The organism is Anaerococcus sp. AGMB09787 (assembly GCF_022808955.1).
GTDB lineage: Bacteria > Bacillota > Clostridia > Tissierellales > Peptoniphilaceae > Anaerococcus.
Genome location: NZ_JAKZEY010000001.1, coordinates 92,557 through 112,670, shown reverse-complemented (window position 1 = coordinate 112,670; position 20,114 = coordinate 92,557). Strand labels below are relative to the sequence as shown.

Sequence of the window (20,114 nt, the reverse complement as noted above, 5' to 3'; positions counted from 1 at the left end):
ATTATCTAGAAAATAATATTATTCCGCATAAATTTCCCACTTAAAAAAGAACGAGGATTCCTCCCCGTCCCTTACTTTTATTTATATAAACCAAGTTCTTCAACTAATTCGTCTATTTGATCTATGATTGAGCCTATAAAGCCTATAGCTTCTTCTAGAGCCTTGGTATTGGTCATATCAACTCCACTAGCCTTGGCAAGGTCAATTGGTCCCATAGATCCACCTAGTTTTAGGACATCAAGCCATCTCTTCCTGTCTTCATCATTACCATTTACTATCCTATCTGATATAACAGTTCCTATAGTAAGGCCTGCTGAATAGGTGTATGGGTAAAGACCCATATAGTAGTGAGGTTGTCTCATCCAGGTTAGCTCTGCCCCATCAACAAGTTTTACAGAATCTCCCCAGAATTTCTCAAGATTATCCATAAACATCTTGTTTAGGTCATAGGCAGATAGGCTCTCACCCCTCTCGATTGCCCTATAAACATCTCTTTGGAAGACAGCTTCCATAAAGTGGGTTACGAAGTTGTGGTAGTAGGTCTTGCTTATCATAGTTGATAGGACCCATAATTTTTCCTTCTTATCACTAGCCTTATTTAAGAGGTACCTTTCCATGGTAATCTCATTAGCAGTTGAGGGGGACTCTACAAAGTACATAGACATATCTGCTAGCAAGGACTTTTGGTTGGCATTTGAATAGATACCTTGGAGGGCATGACCTAGTTCGTGGGATAGGGTCATAACTTGGCTCATCTTATTGTTGTAGGTGGTCATTATATATGGGTGAGAATTATATGGGGATGCACAAAAGGCACCTGTTCTCTTACCAATATTTTGTGAATAGTCTATCCACCTATCTTTAAATGCCTTATCCAAGTAACTTGTATATTCTTCTCCCAATGGTGATAGGCCATCTAGGATGTATTCACGAGCCTTATCAATGCTTAGGTCTTTCTCATCGTCTGTTCCTATACCAAGCTTTAGGTCAGCATAGGTCATCTCATCAAGGCCATAGTATTTTTTGATAATGCCAGCATACTTTCTCATGTGAGGAGCTAGCTTTTCCATTATAGTATCTAGTTGCTTTTCATAAACATCAAAGTCCACGTCTTGCTTAGCTAGAAGGTAGTGGAAGACTGATTCATAGCCCCTAATATCTGCTAACTTCTTCTCATTTGTAACTTGGGTGTTATAAATTGAAGCGTTAGCATTTTGATACTTCCTCAAGACATCATGGTATCTCTTGAAGGCTTCCCTTCTAAGATCTGTCCTAGGATCTGCTTCCAAAAACTCCTCAAAGGTATTGTGGTTTAGCACTACATCTTCTCCCTCATAGGTGAAATTTTCAAATTCCATATCGCCATAACGCATATCGTTATAGTTTTTGTATGGGGCATCGAAGGTCGGTGCAAGGGAAGCTAGGGCACTTTCAGTTTCATCTGCAAGAATATGCTCTTTTTTCTTTAGAATTCTTTCGATATAGTAGGCATATTCCTTATGCTTATCTGCTACCTTTTCCAAGATTTCTTGGTCTAGCTTAGCCAAGGCTCCATCATAAAATGAAAGTCCAGCAAAAATACTCGCTAGCCTATCAGAAATAGCAGCATCCCTCTTGATAAGGTCTTGGTCAGTATTATCTACTTCCATAGAAATACCTGCAAAGGTAGATAGGGTAGATGCTATGGCAGCTATATCTGAATACTCTTCCAATGAGTCAAAAACATCATCTTCACTCTTTAATTCTTTATATTTCTCAGCAAAGGCCTTGGCTTTTTCAGCTAAATCATCAGCTTCTTTGTAGCAAGCCTCATCATTTTCATACATATCTTCTATTTTCCATGTCTCTTTGACATCAACTTCACTTCTCTTTTTCAAATGATCCTCCTTTAAATAATTATTTAAATATTAGTATTATTTTACTCCTATAATTATTATATCCTACTTAAACGTGTTTTTTTACCCAAAAAGCAAGTATAATACCATAACAAGGAGGAAAAAATGGATAAAAGAATAGAAAACTTTGCTAAACTCGCAGTAGAGTTTGGCGTTAATGTACAAAAAGACGAAGACGTCTTAATATCAACTCCAGTAGAAAACCCTGAACTTGCAAGACTTATAGCAGAAGAATCCTATAAGAAAGAAGCTCGTAAAGTAGCTATCGACTGGAAAGATGACAGGATAACAAGACTTAACTATGAGTACCAAGCTGGTGAAACCCTAAATGAAGTTCCTGACTGGCAAGTAGAAAAATCTAGATACCAAATAGCAGAAAAAAAATCAAACAGGATCTCCATAGTATCAGAAGACCCTGACCTACTAAAGGGCCTTGACCAAGTAAAAATCGCAGAATCCATCAAAGCAAGGAGCGAAAAAACCAAGGAATTTGTCAAATACACCATGAATGACATAGTATCTTGGCTAGTAATATCAGTACCAAACAAAAAATGGGCAAAAAAAGTCTTCCCTGACCTAGGAGAAGAAGAAGCCTACAATAAACTATGGGAAGTAATCCTAGATGTATCTAGGGTAAGCGAATCATGGGAAGAAACCAAAGCAAATTGGCAAAACCATATCGATACCCTTGATGAAAAAGCATCCTTCCTAAACTCCCACCAATTTGACAAAGTCCACTACAAGTCATCCAACGGAACTGACCTTGAAGTAGGCCTACCTAAAAACCATATCTGGATGTCTGCAGGATCTAGTAATGCAAAGGGAGATAGGTTCATACCAAATATGCCAACAGAAGAAGTCTTCACCTCTCCCCAATACGATGATGTAAATGGTAAACTTGTAGCAAGCAAACCCCTTGTCTACAACGGAGTAGTAATCGATGACTTTTACTTTATCTTCGAAAATGGTAAGGTCGTAGACTTTGATGCCTTGGTTGGTAAGGAAACACTCGCCAAAATGCTAGAAAGTGATGATGGATCAAAAAACTTGGGAGAAATCGCCCTAGTGCCATATGACTCCCCTATATCAAACTCCAACATCCTCTTCTACAACACACTCTTTGACGAAAACGCCTCCTGCCACTTTGCCCTAGGTAAGGCCTACCCTACAACCATAAAGGATGGGGCAAGCGTAGAGGATGATAAAGTAAGAGAAGAACTAGGCATAAACGACTCCCTAATCCACGAAGACTTCATGGTCGGAACAAGCGACCTAGAAATAATCGGCTACAAGGGAGATGAAGAATTCAAAATCTTCGAAAATGGAAATTGGGCCTTCTAACACAACCCTACCGGCTTCGGCCGGTTTTTTTATATCCGACATATTTTAATTAATGCAGAAAATGTGAATATATGCACATATATGGTATAATAAAAACGTTGTTATATACATAATAGCAATAATATAATTATAGGAAAGGAATTTATATGTCGAAAGTAAAAAATTCACCAAAAGAAAAATCATCTGGAATTTTATCTAAGATAGAGAGAGTAGGCAACGCCCTCCCACATCCAGCTATAATTTTTTTAATAATGATAGCTATTTTAGCTATCATTGCCCATATTTCTGCATCAGCAGGCCTATCAGTAGAATATTATGATGCCAAGGCTGAACAAGAAACACAAATCGCAGCAGTTTCTCTCTTAAATGCAGAAGGTATCCGTCACATTTTCACATCAGTGGTAGGAAACTTTACCTCCTTTGCCCCACTTGGAGTAGTCCTCGTGGCCATGCTCGGAGTAGGTGTTTCTGAATATTCTGGATTTTTTGATGCAGGTCTAAAGAAGCTCCTATCAAACGTACCATCTGTAATCCTTACAGCAGCAGTAGTTTTTGCAGGTATTGTATCAAATATAGCATCTGATGCTGGTTATGTAGTGGTAATTCCCCTAGGGGCCTTAATCTTTGCATCAGCAGGCAAGCACCCTATAGCAGGTCTTGCAGCAGCCTTTGCCGGAGTATCTGGAGGATTTTCTGCCAACCTCATATTTGGACCAACAGATGCCTTGCTATCTGGTATAACCAACGAGGCCCTCAGAGCTTCCAATATCAATTACTCAGTAGATGTAACAGGTAACTGGTACTTCCTAGTAGTATCTACCTTCCTTCTAACCCTAGTAGGAACTGTGGTTACAGAAAAGGTCGTAATACCTAACCTAGGAGAATACAAGGGATCTTATGTCGGAGAAGATAAACCACTTACTGACCTTGAGAAAAAGGGACTTAGAAACGCCCTTATTAGTATAGGAATTTACCTAGTATTTTTAGGATTCTTAACCATCCCACAAAATGCTATCCTTAGAGAGGCCAACGCCAATGGAGAGATGACCCTCGAGAACTTCCTAGCCCATGGACTAATCTTTGCCATCTTTCTATTGTTTATAATACCAGGTTTTGTTTTTGGTAAAACTGTAGGGAAGATTAATAATTCCAAAGACCTAGTAGAAGCTATGACCCACTCCATGTCATCAATGGCAGGTTTTCTAGTCCTATCCTTCTTTGCAGCTCAATTTGTATCCCTCTTTGCCTATACCAACCTGGGTACAATCCTATCCGTAAAGGGAGCAGAATTCCTAGAATCAATAGGACTTTCAGGTATACCTCTAATAGTTCTATTTATCCTAATATCTGCCTTTATCAACCTCTTCATAGGATCAGCCTCAGCAAAATGGGCTATCATGGCTCCTATCTTTGTGCCTATGTTCTTTGAACTTGGTCTATCACCAGAGCTAACCCAAGTTGCCTACAGGATAGCTGACTCATCAACCAACATCATAAGTCCACTTATGAACTACTTTGCAATGATTGTTATCTTCATGCAAAGATACGATAAAGAAAAAGGCCTTGGTACCCTTATCTCAACCATGCTACCTTACTCCCTATCCTTCCTAGGAATCTGGACCTTGATGCTAATAGGTTGGATGCTAATAGGCCTTCCAGTAGGACCAGGCGCCCTACTTGCTGTATAGAGTAAAACCTCGGTTCATGCCGAGGTAATTTTTTACCAAAAAACCGGAGCAGCTGCTCCGGCCAAATTATCCCCTATAAGCGTCCTCATCAACAAATACATAGGCATTTGGGTGGAGGGTTAAGAAGCTTGCAGGAAGTCCTGGATAGATTGTATCTTCTTCTATAAGTCTCTTTACTGCTTCGTGCTTATTCTTGCCACTGGCCAGTAATATCAAGGTCTTTGCATTGAAGACATCTGCCATTCCCATAGAGATAGCATACTTTGGAACATCTTCCCTACTTTCAAAAAACCTTGAATTAGCTTCGATAGTTTCTTCACTAAGCTTAACTATAGAAGTTCTCCTATTTAGCTTATCACTTGGCTCATTGAAGGCTAGGTGACCATTTGGTCCTATACCAAGGATTTGGATATCCCTTTGACCAAACTCATCAAGGTAGGCATCATATTCCTTACAATACTTCTCATCAGCTTCTGGAGCATGAGGAAGCTTGGTAGCTCCTTCATCAAACTTAACATGATTAAAGAGATTTTCATTCATAAAATATTGGTAAGATTGGTCATTAGTAGGATCAATGCCAACATACTCATCTAGGTTTACGCTCCTAGCATACCTAAAAGAAATCTCTCCCTCATCGCTAGCCTTGATAAGGTTTTGATAAAGGCCTATTGGAGTAGACCCAGTAGCTAGACCAAGCTTTATTTGAGGCTTCTCTACCATATTGCTGATAACAAGATCAGCAGCCTTCTTGCTCATATCATCATAATCTTTACATACTATAATATTCATAATATCTCCTTTAATTCTTCTACTAAAATTATACAGGTTAATACTCCAAAGACAAAAAAATCCCCAGGGATAGTCCCCAGGGATCTTGGCTATATCTCTCTTCTCTTTCTAGTTAGTAGAAAGAGTGCTAGTATTGAAGCTAACAAAATAACTATTGAAAGACCTACACTCTCTACACCCATCTTAGGATTGCTATTATTGGTCTTTTTGTTTACTTCTTTGTTTTTAGGTTGATCCGGAATTGGTTCTTCTGGATCCGGCTTGTCCGGTTTGTCTGGGACTACTGGATTTGGTGACCATTTCCTCTTGTTCACAAACTTTATCTTTGGAACCTTCTCCCCATTTTCACCATATATAACCATACTTATAGATTTATTTCCATTTTCCAGATATTGAAGGTAGATATCCAGATGATACACTCTTTCATCATAGGTAATAATTGGCTTATCAGTTGGTACTTGCTTTATAAGATATTGGTATTTGCCTGGTATATCAAAATCTATAGGACCAAATGAACCCTTATCTTCAATACTTATACTTGTATTCTCAGGCATATAACTTGTTGAGCCATCTAATTTTTCTATAACGAATTCAAATTCCTCTTTATCATATCCATCATATTCTACTTCGACAGGTATATTAGCTTCTATAGCTTTATCATCAGCCAAGGCCGAACCAGGTATAATAAATCCTATCAAGAAGAATACAATAAATAAAATTCTCCTACTTGCCTTCACTTACTCCCTCCTCTCTAATTACTCCATAGAGGATAGTGCGACCATTAGTATTGGTTGTCTTGCAAGTCGATAATCCTATGATCTTATCATTTTCTCCAAAGTCTATATCTCTCGAATTTATACTTTCTTCTCTAAGATAAGCCACGAAATCATCCCTTGCCATATCAGTAGAAGTTGTGTCAGGATTGAAGATAATATCGTCGTAGGCATCAGCCTCCACTAACAAAAATAAGTCAATCTTGTACTCTCCCTTATCTGTAATAAGGCTTGCTGTCTTGTGACTATCAAAAAATCCCTTGTCATAAAACTTCTTTAGATCTCCAAACATAGCTCCCTTGTCCATATGATGACCATACAATAGAGAATACTCATCCGTAAAATCATTTGAGTTCCTATAATCCATAAATATGGCTCCTGAAAAGGCAAAATCTCCATATACATCCTTATTGACATACTCCATATTATCCTCCCCTTGGAGGACTGGATAATCGATATTTGTACCATCTACGCTAATCCAAGCAATCACATCTTCATTAATAGCTTTAAGCTCAGCAAAGCCAAGCTCAGGCTTGATTGGATCAGGCTTCATAGCTAGTAGCTTCTCTGATACAAAGGCTCCTTTGTAGAGCTTGTAGGTACTAAATAAGGAATAAACAGAGAAGGCCATTATCAGAACTAAGGCCAGGGCAACTACCATATCAACTAATCTCTGACAATACTTAGAAAACTTTCCAAGTGCTCCCATCTATCTTATGCTTCTTGTCTATTTCTCTTGAAGTAAATAACTGCGAAGGCACCTGCTACTACTATAACTAGGGCAAATGGAGCTATATTATCATAAAGACCTGTTGGTACTGTTTGAGTTTTGGTATTTGTTACTATTATATTCTTTTCAGTATCTCCAATAGCAGTAGGATCTTCTACCTCACCTTCTGATGTATAGTCTTTTTCATCTTCTGTTACAGTATAGGTATCTGCTGGTGATAGACCATATACATCAACTGAGTCTTCATGACCAAGATCAAAGTTAACTGCTTGACCTGATGTTATTGTTTCATTCCCAGGTATATTAGTTTTGTAAGTTTCTCCTTCAGCACCGTTTATAGTTATAGTAAAGGTAAATTTATCATTAAGATTTCTAGCATTACCTGCTAATTTTTTAGTTACTTTTAATGGATTTGTAGTGTAAGTGTTTGTAAAATCAAGGTTTGTCTTAGTATCATCTTCGCCAACTTGATTACCTTCACCATTTACTTCTACTGCTATAACTGATTTCACTCCGTTCTCATCAATAGATACAGTTACTTCAAAGATCTTTTCGCTCTTATCATAGCTTATTCCGTCAATATTTCCCTCAGTTTCTTTGATTGTATATTTATACTTTCCAGGTACAACATCATCTAGGTCTCCAAATTCAAGTTCAAGAGTTTTAGTTCCTTGTGTATCTTCATTATTAAATGCAATTTTGCCTTTTGTCTATTTAATATATGTTCTCTTTCTATTTGAGCTACATAAGATAATATTTGTAAGACAGTATCTGCCAGGAATTTTCCTGTTAGGTTGGTCTCATTTGTTCTAGTATCTAATAAAGGCAAGTCTAAAACCACTATGTCTATCTCTTTGATTTTCGTTAAATAATTCCACTGTTTTAAAATTTCGTCGTAATTTCTTCCTAATCTGTCGATTGATTTTATATAGATAATATCTCCAGGTTTAATTATTTCCAATAATTTCTTATATGATCGTCTATCAAAATTTTTTCCTGAGGACTTATCTATATAAATATTTTCTTCATTTATATTTTCTTTCCTTATAGCTGTTAATTGTCTATCTATATTTTGCTCTTTACTTGACACTCTAATATATCCGTATTCCATAAAAAACCTCCATTCACATATAATAATTATTTAAATATACATTCCACGCAAAATAAAACCCATATTGAGTCTGAAAACACGTCGATATCAATATGAGTTATAGATTTATTATATTTATAATGTTTAAAAGGGCATTCAAATAATAATTTATACTGTGTAAATATTATTTATATATTATCAAGAAAAGAGAAGAAAGAAATCATATTTATCTAGAATTAATAGCTAACTTTGAGTTAAGTTTTATAAATGAGGGCTTCAATTTAGGGACAAAAAAATCCCCAGGATTAGTCCCCAGGGATCTTGGCTCTTTAGTTTATTGATTAATAATTGAAGCTTGCGATTTCGAAGTATTCTTGACCATGTTTACAAGCTGGACAAAGTTTTGGTGCTGTTTTTCCTTCGTATAGGAATCCACAGTTTCCGCATTTCCAGATTACAGCTTCTTCTTTTTCAAATACTGTTCCGTTTTCTACGTTATCGTGTAGTTTTTGGTATCTATCTCTATGAGCTGCTTCTACTTTAGCGATGTTTGTGAATACTCTAGCTACTTCATCAAATCCTTCTTCTTTTGCTGTTTCAGCAAATGATGGGTACATTGATTCAGCTTCTTCGTTTTCGCCTTCGATAGCTCCTTCTAGGTTTGTTAGTGTATCATGGTATACAACTGGGAATGCTGTATATTCTGGGTTTAGTTCGATTGCTTCAAGTTTGAATTCTTCTTTTAAGAATTTGTAGAATCTTGCAGCGTGTTCTACTTCGTTTGCAGCTGTTTCTTCGAAGATGTTAGAAATTTGTTTGTATCCTTCTTTTGAAGCAACTTTTGCTGCATATCTATATCTCATTGTTGCTTGGCTTTCACCAGCGAATGATGTTATAAGGTTTTGTGCTGTTTTTGTTCCTTTTAGTGATGTCATATGTATTATCTCCTTTTCTATTTTCGATATGTGTTGTTATTTCTTACCATCTGTCTATATTATAATACGACTTTTTTGTTTTGTCAAGAATGATTCTAATATTTTTATCATTCTAATTTTGATATATATAATCATTATCATTTGTGATTTTTAAGCCTAGCTTTTGCCCTTATTGGGTATAATATAAATAGATTACATAGGAGGTAGTTATGAATATTGATTTTACTAATGTAGATTTGAGTGGCCTTAAAGATTATGAGGCTAAGGCCTTGGAGGCTTTTGATACTCTTATTGCTAAGAGTGGAGAGGGCAATGATTTTTTGGGTTGGATTGAGAGACCAACAGACTATGACAAGGAAGAGTTTGATAGGATCAAGAAGGCAGCAGAGAGGATTAGGACAAATTCTGATGTCCTTGTTTCTATTGGTATAGGTGGATCATATCTTGGAATCAAGGCAGTAGATGTTGCTCTTGATAAGTATTTTTCTTCTGATAGGAAGGTTAAGTTAATCTATGCCGGCAATCAATTGTCAGGTGAATATTTGGTTGAGTTATTGGATTATTTGAAGGATGTAGATTATAGTTTGAATGTTATTTCTAAGTCCGGTACTACAACCGAGCCTGCCATAGCCTTTAGGTTCTTAAAGGAAGCTATCGAAGAAAAGTATGGCAAGGAAGAAGCTAAAGCAAGAATCTTTGCTACTACTGATAGTAAGAAGGGCGCATTGAAGGAACTCGCTGATGCTGAAGGCTATGAGACCTTTGTTGTACCAGATGATATAGGGGGAAGGTTCTCGGTAATATCAGCAGTAGGACTCTTGCCACTAGCAGCAGCAGGAGTTGACATCGATGCCTTTATGAAAGGCTTTAAGAAGGGTCAAGACCTCTATACAGAGAAGTCTTTTGATAATCCTGCTATCAAGTATGCAGCTGTTAGAAATATGCTAAATAATAATGGTAAGGATATAGAAGTCTTGGTAAATTATGAACCAAAACTCCAATATGTAGCTGAATGGTGGAAGCAACTCTATGGAGAGTCAGAAGGAAAAGATGGCAAGGGCATCTTCCCTGTATCAGTCAACAATACAACTGACCTCCACTCCCTAGGTCAAATGATTCAAGAGGGCAAGAGAAACTTATTTGAAACAGTAATCGAAGTTAAGGATAATGAAATCGACCTAAGTATAAAGGCAGATGCTGACAACTTAGATGGTCTCAATTATTTAGAAGATAAGAGCTTAAGCTTTGTCAACAAGCAAGCCATGGAAGGCACAACCATAGCCCATGTCAAGGGTGGCGTGCCAAATATTAGAATCGAACTTGATAAGATCACAGCAGAGAGCCTGGGCGAGATCTTTTACTTCTTTGAAATAGCTGTAGGAGTGTCAGGCTATATGCTAGGGGTAAATCCATTTAACCAACCAGGAGTTGAGGAGTACAAGAAGCAAATGTTTAAGCTTTTAGGCAAGCCAGGTTATTAAAATTAAATAAGTAAGTAGGCAGGGAGCTGATGTCCTTCAATAAGAGGTCTAGGCCCTGCCTTTTTTATCTATAATATTATAAATCACATCTTGATGTATTGGTATTTATTGACTTGTATAGGAAAGAAAAACTAAGGTATAATAAGACTTATTAACAATAAAGGAGATAAATTATGGATGATGGAGCCTTACGGCCGAAACTTATTTTAATTGTAGTACTAACAGGCATAAATGCCTTTTTTGCATCTGCTGAAATGGCCATGGTATCGGTAAACACTGCCAAGATCAAGGAGCTTTCTGATAATGGAGATATAAGAGCCAAAAACCTCTTGTATGTTACTCAGGATCAAAATAGATTTTTATCTACTATCCAAGTCGCTATTACCCTAGCAGGATTTTTCTCTTCAGGATCGGCAGCAACAAGCCTTTCCAAGGTCTTTGGAGAATTTTTACAAAATATGGGCATTCCCTATGGGCAAAGCCTCGCCTTTGTAATAATAACCCTGGTTCTTTCTTACTTTACCCTTGTATTTGGAGAATTAGTTCCTAAGAGGATTGCCCTCCAGGACTCAGAAAAAGTTGCCCTAAGGTCAAGTAAGATAGTTGCAGTAGCATCAAAGATTTTCTATCCTTTCGTTAGGTTTTTGTCCTTCTCTACAGCAATAGTTCTCAAATTATTGGGTAAATACTCAGAGGATGTTGAAGATAGGATAAGCGAGGAAGAGTTAAAGAGGTATGTCAAGCTATCTAGCCAACAAGGGGTAATAAACTCAGCTGGCGAAGAGATGATTGTCAATATCATGGACTTTGACGATACAGTAGCCAACCAAATAATGACCCCACGAACCTCTATCTATATGCTAGACTATGATGAATTTAATAAGGATAGGGTCGACGAAATCCTAAAAGAAGGCTATTCAAGAATTCCTATCTACAAGGATACTACAGATAATATTGTGGGAACTGTCTATATAAAGGACCTCTTTGTAGAATATGCCAAGAATAATTATCAAAGTATAGATATCGACAAGTGCATCAAAGAACCTTATTATGTGCCAGAAACTAAAAAAATTGATATGCTCTTAAAGGAATTACAAAGAAGCAAGAACCACCTAGCCTTATTGATAGATGAATATGGAGGATTTTCTGGACTAGTTACTATAGAGGATATAATTGAGGAGATTGTAGGGGAAATTGATGACGAATACGATAGAAGTATTCCTAAGATTAAAAAAATAAAGGATAATGAATTCGTGCTTGATGGGGACCTTGATATAGACTATGTGAATGAACACCTAGGTACCTTCCTATATTCAGATAAGCACGAAACCATCTCAGGCCTTATCATAGAAAAATTAGACTTTATACCTTCAGATAAGCTAGAAGAAGATATAAGCATAGAAGTCGCCGGCTGCAAACTTACAATCCTAAGCATATCAGATAAAAAGATTGTAAAGGCCAAAATCGAGATAGATAAAAATAAACAAGACGAAGCCAAGAGGGCCTACAAGGCAAGATAATGAAAAATAGCTCATGATATCTGTAGAGTATCGAGCTATTAAAAAGGACCAGCTAAGCTGACCCTAAAGTTCACCAGAGTTAGATACTAGCTCTGGTTTTTTATGCTAATTTTTTGAGTTTTTTAATTTTTTGTAGAGGACTACTATAGCTATAATTTCCAATATAGTAACTATTATTGATCCTTCTATACCAAAGCCTCCACCACTAATTAGCTTATTTCCCACAGGCTCTGACATAAAGATAGTGTTCAGATTTTTTTCGTTACCTGATACTGCTATACCAAATATATTGGCTTGGAACATATTCCAAAAGCTATGAGCCGCTCCTGGCACTAGAATGGAATCACTTACTAGGACTAAGAGGGAGAAGACCACCCCTATAAGGAAAATATTTATAAGAGGGATGATGCCAAAGCTAGTATTTCCTAGGTGAAGGAGGGAGAAGATTATGGAATTTATCAAAATCGCCTTCCTCACATCATATTTTTCCCTAAAATAAGTCATTAGGATAGACCTGGTTAGGAACTCCTCTTGGAAGCCCTGTAAGAGCCAACCTCCTATAAATAAGATAAAAATCCCCAGACTAATATTCGAAATATTGACCCATATCTTAAGGCCACCCAAGACAAAGACTAGGATAACGGCAATACTTAACATACCCCCGCCAATAATTGCTCCCTTGAGATAGAGGATCTTGTCTCCTTTAAGACCTAGTTCTTTTTTGCTAAAGCCTTTTTTCTTGGCAAAGATATACATAAAGAGAATGGATACCCCTGTCATATAGAGGCTAATAATCATTGCCGGAGTTCCATAGAGGAAGAAATTTTGAACCTTGGTGCTTGGTATAATGCCCAAGATAAAGCCCAGTATAAGTTGTGGAAAAAAGGCAATGGCTATAGTCTGGATAATAAACATAAAGGGATTCATATCCACAAACCCCTTCTTATTTTCTTGTTTTTTATCTATCATAGCCCCTCCTTCCTATCTGTATAGTCCAGGGCCTTACCTAGAATAGCATTTACAAAAGGCCTTGACTCATAAATTTGATTTCTAAATAATGATTTTTTGATTAAAATCTTTACACTTGTTTTGTTCTTTGGACTATTTTCATTTGCAAGCTTATCCATATAGACCTTATGGCTTGGATTAGCTCCCAGGCTATCGTAGATATCTATATAATTTACATTGCTAATATCTAGACTTACTTCCTTGCCCCCATCAGTTTTTTCTTCACCTACATATTCTATGGTCAAGTTTTTGAAATTACTTGCCAAAAATTCTTTGACTTCCTTCTCATCTTCCGAATAAGACTCTCCGAGAGCTTTTATGATTTCATCCATCTTGTCCATTTTCTTTTCTAGGTAGGCTGTATCATTAGTCTTGATGGCAGCAGTCATCTTTGATATTTGTCTTTTAGTTGAGTTTTTGAAGAAGGTAAAGGCAAGGACTATCAGAAGTAATATTATTATTCCTAGAGCCAGGAATTTTCTTCTTCTCTCCCTCCTTCTCCTTTCAGCTCGCCTTGCGGCACGAGCCTTCGCTCTTTGTTCAAAGCTTTGATCAAAATTTTCTTGTGTCGATCTTTTTCTAGCCATTATGTCCCTCGGTCCTTAGATTTTTTAAATATTTGTGCTATGATAATTGTATGAAGAAATTAAATGTAAATTGGGCAAGTCTGTGTAGCCTTATACTTTTACTTATAAGTTTACTTACCCCACTTTGGCCCCCTCTAATAAAAGTTAATAACGATTTTGTTTTTAGGCTAATAAATTCCTTTTTGATAGCCTTTATTTCCTACCATTTGTCCTTTATGGAGACTAAGAAAGTGGGCATCTTCTTTTTGCCCCTCATCTTTCATAGTCTTATCATAGTTTTTACTATATCTTATGGGCAAGTAGGTTTTAATAAAAATTTATTAGCTAATATATCCTTAGTTATAGGTCAACTCTATGACCTTATTAGTTTTATAGGAATATTCTTCCTAGTAGAGTTTGTCTTAACGAGAATTTTCGGCTCAAAGCTTACTAATATTTTTGCTTTTTTGTCTATACTTATCTTCTTTTTATTTGATTATATCAGTTTTATAAAAAGCTTTTCAAGTTATAGAGATATTTTCTTATATTTTGGAGTATTTGTAATGGCAGCAAGGATTGCGAGGGGAGTCAGTATCAAGCCCTACCTATATGTCCTAGCAATAATTCTCCTCGTGGCAGAGCTTTGTTTGACCTATTACTTTAGGATATCCTATGGATTTTTGTTAGCCTTTTTCCCTTTGACCTATCTTTTGATAAAGTCCATCGACCTAAGGAAGTTTTACTCCTTAACCAACGTCCTCATAGCTAGTTTTATCTATCTTTTCCCAAGTCTGCTTATTATTACTAAGGCCCTTATTGTGGGAAATGAAATCCCCATTCTAATTATAGCCCTCCTCCTGACCTATATCCTAGGTCAAGAGCTATATAGGTTAAGGTCCAAGTACTTAAATTATTTATTAATCGGCTTTAACTAAAAAAAGGGGACCTGAGTTAAGAAAGATTTTGAAGAGGAAAGACTAAAAGTATTAAATGATTATAAAAAAGTGAACTACCCTTTGTATATAAATCCAAGGAGTATTTTACTTTTAAATCATAATGGACATTGCATTAATTAATAATTAATAGTAATATGCAAGTAATTAACACGCTGCGTTAATCAACATGAAAACAAGAAGAATTGATGAAGATTATTGGGAAACAACCAAAAAAGCATATCTTGCTTGGGTGAAGCTGAATGATGCTCTTAATAAGATTAAGTCTAGGAAAGCAAACTTTCCTAGTGGAATATCTGAAGCAGTTGTAGGGTATGTATATGATTACGAAATAATTGAAAAAGGAGCAGGGGACTTATATGATCCTACTAACGATCGTATAATAGAAGTTAAAGCTAGCGCAAATTACAATAGGGATTTAACTAGTTTTAGTCCCTCTGAATTTTATGATGATTTGATTTTTGTAAGGTATAATCAAGATAATATGACATTTGATATTTACGATTTAAAACGTAGTAGAGATGCAATAGATGATATACCTGTAAGCACAACAGAAACCTACAAAGATCATAGAAGTCAAGGTAGAAGACCTCGTTTTTCAATAATAGATCAGATTATTGAAAAAGAAAACTTAAAGCCAGACAAGATATTTTCTATAGATACAGGATCTATAGATCTATAAAACACTATAGGAGGTGTATGTGGCGTGTTAATAATGCACCTCCTATATTTGCGGCGTGTTGCAAAAAGGAGATAAAACATGAATAACAAGGCAATAAGCTTGTTTGCTGGAGTTGGTGGAATTGATTTAGCTTTTGAAAAAGCTGGATTTGAAACAATATATGCAAATGAATTTGATAAAAACGCTAGAGAAACATATAAATTAAATTTTCCAAAGGTAAATATCGACGGCAGGGATATAAGAGAAGTAAATAAAGATGAATTACCAAAAGAAGCAAGCATTGTATTAAGTGGATTTCCTTGTCAATCATTCAGTATTGCTGGATATAGAAAAGGTCTCGAAGATGAAACAAACGGAGATCTATTCTTTGAAACTCTTAGAATAGCAAAAGCTATAAATGCTGATATAATTTTTTTAGAAAATGTTAAAAATTTAGTCAGTCATGATAAAGGTAAGACTTTTAGGATAATATTAGATGCACTTGAAAATAATGGATATTATGTCGATTATAAAGTTTTAAACGCCAAGGAATTTGGTAATGTGGCTCAAAATAGAGAAAGGATATATGTTGTAGCTTTTAAAAATAAAGAACATTTAAATAATTTTGAATTTCCAAAGCCTATTGCCTTAACGAAAAATATAAGAGATTTTATAGATTTTAGTAAAAAGCAAGATGAGAAATATTATTATACAAAAGAATCTTTTAAGCAATATGATATTTTAAAAGAAGAAATGACAGATTCTGAAGCCATATATCAGTGGCGTAGGAAATATGTTAGAAAAAACCAAAGTGGAGTTTGCCCTACACTGACGGCTAATATGGGGACAGGTGGGCATAATGTGCCATTAATTGTTGATGATAGTAAAAAAATCAGAAAACTTACTCCTCGTGAAACATTCAACCTACAAGGATTCCCTAGAAGTTATAAATTGCCAGAAATATCGAACGGACATTTATATAAACAAGCAGGTAATTCAGTAGTTGTTGATGTGGTTTATAGAATAGCTAAAAATATTATGAATAGCATTAAAGAGAATTTAGAAGTCGAAGAAAAAGAAGAATTAGGTCAATTAACATTTATATAATAATAGTAGTAATAAAAGCTAGTGAATTTAAAGGGTAATTAATTTACTAGCTTAATAATTATATGCCTAAGAATTTAAAATCGCTTATAAGCCAAAATATGAGCTTATAATACATAGAAAACCCTTATATATTAGGTCATACTGTAGACAAAGTAGATGAGAAGCACAAATTCATCTACTTTTTCTATGCGATAAACATTTAAACCAAGCTATCTATGCGTGTAAATATACTAAAGATGGAGGAAGTTATGATACATAAAAACAAAAAGAATAATACTGAACAAGTTCAAATGGTATCGGTAGAACAACTATTCCCAAAAGATTACATATTAAGAAAAATAGACTTTAACTTCATATACGACCTAGTAGAAGATTAATATTCACAAACAACAGGTAGACCTAGTATTGACCCGGTAGTCCTAATAAAGCTTGTAATCCTACAATACTTCTTCAACATAAACAGCATAAGACAAACAATAAGAGAAGCAGAAGTAAACATAGCCTATCGTTGGTTCTTAGGAGTTGACTTCTATGATAAAATCCCACGCCAACAGATATAAAAACCAAAAAGTAAAAGCAAGGTAAAGGTAATAATTAGACATATCTGGCAAGAATACATAGACCATTGTGTATGGTACAGACTGAGCTAAAACAGGAAAATCTGAATACAAGCAAAAATTAGTATGAAACTAGCACTGACTTTAGCATGTCTAAATATGAAACAACTAGCAAAATTATTAGATAAATTAGACGTAGATGGGGATGATTTTCCTACATTTACTAAATATTTACTATATTATTTGAAAAATCAATATATTTTAGAATAAAGATAGAAAAAGCGACGACAGTCCCAATTTATTAGTGGGTTTGTCGACGCTCTGGGGAGTCTGCCCCCCCCCCCTTCTTATAGGGTATCTACTTTTTTTCTAATATCTCTCTTCAAAATATATATACAATATATGGCATCCAAGCCCTCAGCTATCAAGAATGACCACCATACTATATCCAAGTTTCCTGTTAGAGATAGGAGGTAGAAGATAGGCACTAGGATTAGTAGTTGTCTTAGGACAGATTGCAAGATTGCACTTTGCCAATTGCCTAGGGACTGCAGGACACCTACTGCAACTATAGAAACAGAGGCTACTAGATAGGATAGGGATACTATCCTTATCATAGGCACTCCAATCCTCCTCATAGCATCTGTTGCATGGAAGAGGTCTAGTAATTGGTTTGGGAAGAGCCAGAGGATTATTACCACGATTAAAACTATGATAAATCCTGCCCCTATGGCCTTTTTTATTCCATCCTTGATCCTCTCCTTAAGCCTTGCCCCATAATTGTAAGAAACTATGGAAACTAGGCCGTTTGAAAGGCCTTGGACAGGCAAGAAAGCAAAGGTCTGGAGTTTAAACATTACCCCGTAAGCTGCTATGGCTGATTGGCCGAAGCTTTGGAGGATGGTATTTAGTGCAAATACTACAACCGATGATATCGAGGTCATAACAATGGAAGGAAGTCCTATCCAGAAAATTTGCCTTAGGATATCAGCATGGAACTTAAACTTATGAAACCTTATTTGAATTTCCTTATTCTTTACCTTATTTATAATAATACCTATGGTTGCACCAGATATTTGACCTATGACAGTCGCTATGGCTGCTCCTTTTACCTCAAGTCTTGGAAAGCCAAAAAGACCGAAGATTAAGATAGGGTCCAAGACCATATTAACCAAGGCCCCCACAGATTGTACTATCATAGTGTAGTAGGTGAGAGAAGTCGCTTGGAGGAGCTTCTCTGCTAACAATTGTAAAAACATCCCTACAGAAAAGACTGTTACTATAGATAGGTAGTCCCTGGTGTATTCATAGATTATTTGACTTTGGGATTGATTTCTTGCAAAGGCATCTGAAAATAATATTCCTAGGATAGCAAATATAACATAAATAATACCTGCCAATGCATAACCATGCATAGCAACAGAACCTACCCTCCTACTATCTCCCATCCCCAGGAACCTTCCCAAAAGTGCTCCTGCTCCAACTCCTATACCAATAGCAAAGGCGAGCATTACATTTTGGACTGGAAAGGCAAGGGATACAGCTGTCAAGGCCTCTTCAGAAACCCTTGATACAAACATTGAATCTACAATATTATAAATTGATTGAACAAGCATGGAGATTCCAATCGGAAAACTCATTTGGAATAAGAGCTTACCAACTGGCATAGTCCCCATCTTTTGCGATTTATTTTCTTCCATTAAAGCTCCTTTATTACACAGAAAAATAACGGCATCCGCCGCTATTTTTGATCTCAAATTATATACAGAACTATTATACTATTATTTATTTAAATGCCAGCTTATTTTTCGCATTTTTTAAAAATTGTAGCCTCTTTACCTTCCTTTCATCTGGATAATAAATGAAGGCCCCGGTTTTTCTTACAATATAGCCATTGAAGTTTTGCTTAAATCTCAAAACCCCATCGCTACCATCATAGACCCCATCTATGCCAAAGAAATTGTAGGTCGCAAATCCCCTCTCCATAATTCGCTTCATAGCTTCATATTGGAGGATGAAGGGACCAGGAAGTTTTTGGTACTTGGTCAAAGAACCTCCCAAGAAATACACAGCTTGGTTTTTCTCATAGACAAGAATCATATTGGCAAGGGGAATAATATTCCTATCAGATGTCTCCTTGAAGTCTTCAAGCATGACTATATCCTTCTTAAGGGAGGCTATCCTTTGCTTATTCTTGGCATTATCCTTCATAGGCACTAGGATTTCTTTAATCTTTCCTATAGAATTATCTAGGTCGATCTCAGCTTGCAAAAACTCAGTAGCTGAGCCAAATTCCTTATAGAAAGTCCTATAATAATTAAGGGACTTATCCCCAAAGCCTTGCCTCTTGGCTGTTTCTAGGGTCAAGGCCTTAAAGTCTTCCATCTCATCTATAGCTATAGGGCGGACCTTGATATCAAGCTCGATGCCCTTTTTTATTTGCCTTTGGGCATTTTTGTTAAAGGACTTAAGGAGCTTATCATAGTCATCTGGCATAAAGTCAGACAAGTCCTTTACAAATTGGAAGTCCGGAGACCCATCATATTCTGGGACAGACCCGTCATTTTCTATATAGCCAACTTCCTTCATTTTTTCAAAAAATGACCTGTCCTTATCTGAAAGCTCTCCCCCATTTTGGTCATAGGTCGCATAGTCTTCATCTAGTTTTATGACAAGTTTGAGGAAGTCATTCTCCTTGGCGTAGTCCTTCATCTTGTCATAGAAGAGGTATTCGTAGTCCTTATCAGTAGAGCTTGCCCCTACCATGAAGTCAATCCTCTTTCCTGTCAAGAATTTCCTTATAAAGCCAAGACCGACAGCCCTAATCTCCCCCTTATCCTTGAGGGCTAGGAGCCTAGTCTCACGATTATTACTCTCAAGGGCCATCTTCATATCACTTGTTTGTAAAAAGGAATAATCATCTAAGTCTTTTAAATAATTGTCATATTCATTTCTTGAAATTTCTTCAATAATCATAGCTGCCTTTCTTATTTTTGCCTAGTAAATTCTTTTATCAAGAA

17 protein-coding genes and 2 pseudogenes are annotated in these 20,114 nt (G+C 36.2%); 8 read left to right on the top strand and 11 right to left on the bottom strand.

Annotated elements, in window-relative coordinates; translation table 11 throughout:
• Positions 1 to 77 precede the first annotated feature (77 nt).
• Positions 78 to 1,877 carry an oligoendopeptidase F gene (gene pepF, locus MUN42_RS00545; RefSeq protein ID WP_243342321.1) on the bottom strand — a complete coding sequence of 600 codons (1,800 nt, stop codon included), beginning with the start codon at positions 1,875 to 1,877 and terminating at the stop codon, positions 78 to 80.
• A 123-nt stretch (positions 1,878 to 2,000) separates the two neighbouring features.
• On the opposite strand from pepF, the gene MUN42_RS00540 reads away from it, so the two are divergent.
• Entirely contained in the window at positions 2,001 to 3,236 is a 1,236-nt protein-coding gene (locus tag MUN42_RS00540) for an aminopeptidase (protein WP_243342320.1), read from the top strand.
• Between the two features lie 146 nt (positions 3,237 to 3,382).
• Positions 3,383 to 4,924, top strand: coding sequence for an AbgT family transporter (locus MUN42_RS00535; protein ID WP_243342319.1), 1,542 nt, complete (start codon positions 3,383 to 3,385; stop codon positions 4,922 to 4,924).
• Between the two features lie 66 nt (positions 4,925 to 4,990).
• Here MUN42_RS00535 and nagB read toward each other — a convergent pair whose 3' ends face one another.
• From nagB to rbr, 6 genes and pseudogenes are all read right to left on the bottom strand, one after another.
• The gene (nagB, locus tag MUN42_RS00530) at positions 4,991 to 5,713 is read right to left on the bottom strand and encodes a glucosamine-6-phosphate deaminase (protein WP_243342318.1); all 723 of its coding nucleotides are present in this window, start codon (positions 5,711 to 5,713) and stop codon (positions 4,991 to 4,993) included.
• Between the two features lie 89 nt (positions 5,714 to 5,802).
• Positions 5,803 to 6,450 carry an FctA domain-containing protein gene (locus tag MUN42_RS00525; protein WP_243342317.1) on the bottom strand — a complete coding sequence of 216 codons (648 nt, stop codon included), beginning with the start codon at positions 6,448 to 6,450 and terminating at the stop codon, positions 5,803 to 5,805.
• Positions 6,437 to 7,195, bottom strand: a complete 759-nt coding sequence (gene srtB, locus MUN42_RS00520) for a class B sortase (protein WP_243342316.1) — start codon at positions 7,193 to 7,195, stop codon at positions 6,437 to 6,439. The genes MUN42_RS00525 and srtB overlap by 14 nt, the downstream gene beginning before the upstream one ends.
• Before the next feature lie 5 nt (positions 7,196 to 7,200).
• Positions 7,201 to 7,914 (bottom strand): FctA domain-containing protein, encoded by a 714-nt coding sequence (locus MUN42_RS00515; protein WP_243342454.1) that lies wholly within the window; start codon positions 7,912 to 7,914, stop codon positions 7,201 to 7,203.
• A gap of 8 nt (positions 7,915 to 7,922) precedes the next feature.
• A pseudogene (locus MUN42_RS00510) lies at positions 7,923 to 8,327 on the bottom strand (recombinase family protein); the annotation flags it as partial.
• Positions 8,328 to 8,647: 320 nt separating this feature from the next.
• Positions 8,648 to 9,241, bottom strand: coding sequence for a rubrerythrin (gene rbr / locus MUN42_RS00505; protein WP_243342314.1), 594 nt, complete (start codon positions 9,239 to 9,241; stop codon positions 8,648 to 8,650).
• A gap of 209 nt (positions 9,242 to 9,450) precedes the next feature.
• Between rbr and MUN42_RS00500 the strand changes: the two genes are divergently transcribed.
• Both MUN42_RS00500 and MUN42_RS00495 read left to right on the top strand, forming a co-directional pair.
• Positions 9,451 to 10,722 (top strand): glucose-6-phosphate isomerase, encoded by a 1,272-nt coding sequence (locus MUN42_RS00500; RefSeq protein WP_243342313.1) that lies wholly within the window; start codon positions 9,451 to 9,453, stop codon positions 10,720 to 10,722.
• 173 nt (positions 10,723 to 10,895) lie between these two features.
• Positions 10,896 to 12,242, top strand: a complete 1,347-nt coding sequence (locus tag MUN42_RS00495; protein WP_243342312.1) for a hemolysin family protein — start codon at positions 10,896 to 10,898, stop codon at positions 12,240 to 12,242.
• A gap of 105 nt (positions 12,243 to 12,347) precedes the next feature.
• Here the strand turns inward: MUN42_RS00495 and MUN42_RS00490 are convergent, their stop codons facing one another.
• Positions 12,348 to 13,211 (bottom strand): type II CAAX endopeptidase family protein, encoded by an 864-nt coding sequence (locus MUN42_RS00490; RefSeq protein WP_243342311.1) that lies wholly within the window; start codon positions 13,209 to 13,211, stop codon positions 12,348 to 12,350.
• Positions 13,208 to 13,837, bottom strand: coding sequence for a hypothetical protein (locus tag MUN42_RS00485; RefSeq protein WP_243342310.1), 630 nt, complete (start codon positions 13,835 to 13,837; stop codon positions 13,208 to 13,210). Before MUN42_RS00485 ends, MUN42_RS00490 begins: the two co-directional genes overlap by 4 nt.
• A 215-nt stretch (positions 13,838 to 14,052) precedes the next feature.
• On the opposite strand from MUN42_RS00485, the gene MUN42_RS00480 reads away from it, so the two are divergent.
• The 4 genes and pseudogenes from MUN42_RS00480 to MUN42_RS00465 form a co-directional block, all read left to right on the top strand.
• Positions 14,053 to 14,751 carry a hypothetical protein gene (locus MUN42_RS00480; RefSeq protein WP_243342309.1) on the top strand — a complete coding sequence of 233 codons (699 nt, stop codon included), beginning with the start codon at positions 14,053 to 14,055 and terminating at the stop codon, positions 14,749 to 14,751.
• 187 nt (positions 14,752 to 14,938) lie between these two features.
• On the top strand, positions 14,939 to 15,451 hold the full coding sequence (locus MUN42_RS00475) for a Bsp6I family type II restriction endonuclease (RefSeq protein ID WP_243342308.1): 513 nt from the start codon (positions 14,939 to 14,941) through the stop codon (positions 15,449 to 15,451).
• A 78-nt stretch (positions 15,452 to 15,529) separates the two neighbouring features.
• Positions 15,530 to 16,537 carry a DNA cytosine methyltransferase gene (locus MUN42_RS00470; protein ID WP_243342307.1) on the top strand — a complete coding sequence of 336 codons (1,008 nt, stop codon included), beginning with the start codon at positions 15,530 to 15,532 and terminating at the stop codon, positions 16,535 to 16,537.
• A 248-nt stretch (positions 16,538 to 16,785) separates the two neighbouring features.
• Positions 16,786 to 17,082, top strand: a pseudogene (locus tag MUN42_RS00465) (transposase); the annotation flags it as partial.
• Between the two features lie 359 nt (positions 17,083 to 17,441).
• On the opposite strand, the gene MUN42_RS00460 reads toward MUN42_RS00465, so the two are convergent.
• A complete protein-coding gene (locus MUN42_RS00460; protein WP_243342306.1) occupies positions 17,442 to 18,794 on the bottom strand; it encodes an MATE family efflux transporter in 1,353 nt (450 codons plus the stop codon).
• A gap of 85 nt (positions 18,795 to 18,879) precedes the next feature.
• Positions 18,880 to 20,070 (bottom strand): peptidoglycan bridge formation glycyltransferase FemA/FemB family protein, encoded by a 1,191-nt coding sequence (locus MUN42_RS00455; protein WP_243342305.1) that lies wholly within the window; start codon positions 20,068 to 20,070, stop codon positions 18,880 to 18,882.
• Positions 20,071 to 20,114: the final 44 nt, after the last annotated feature.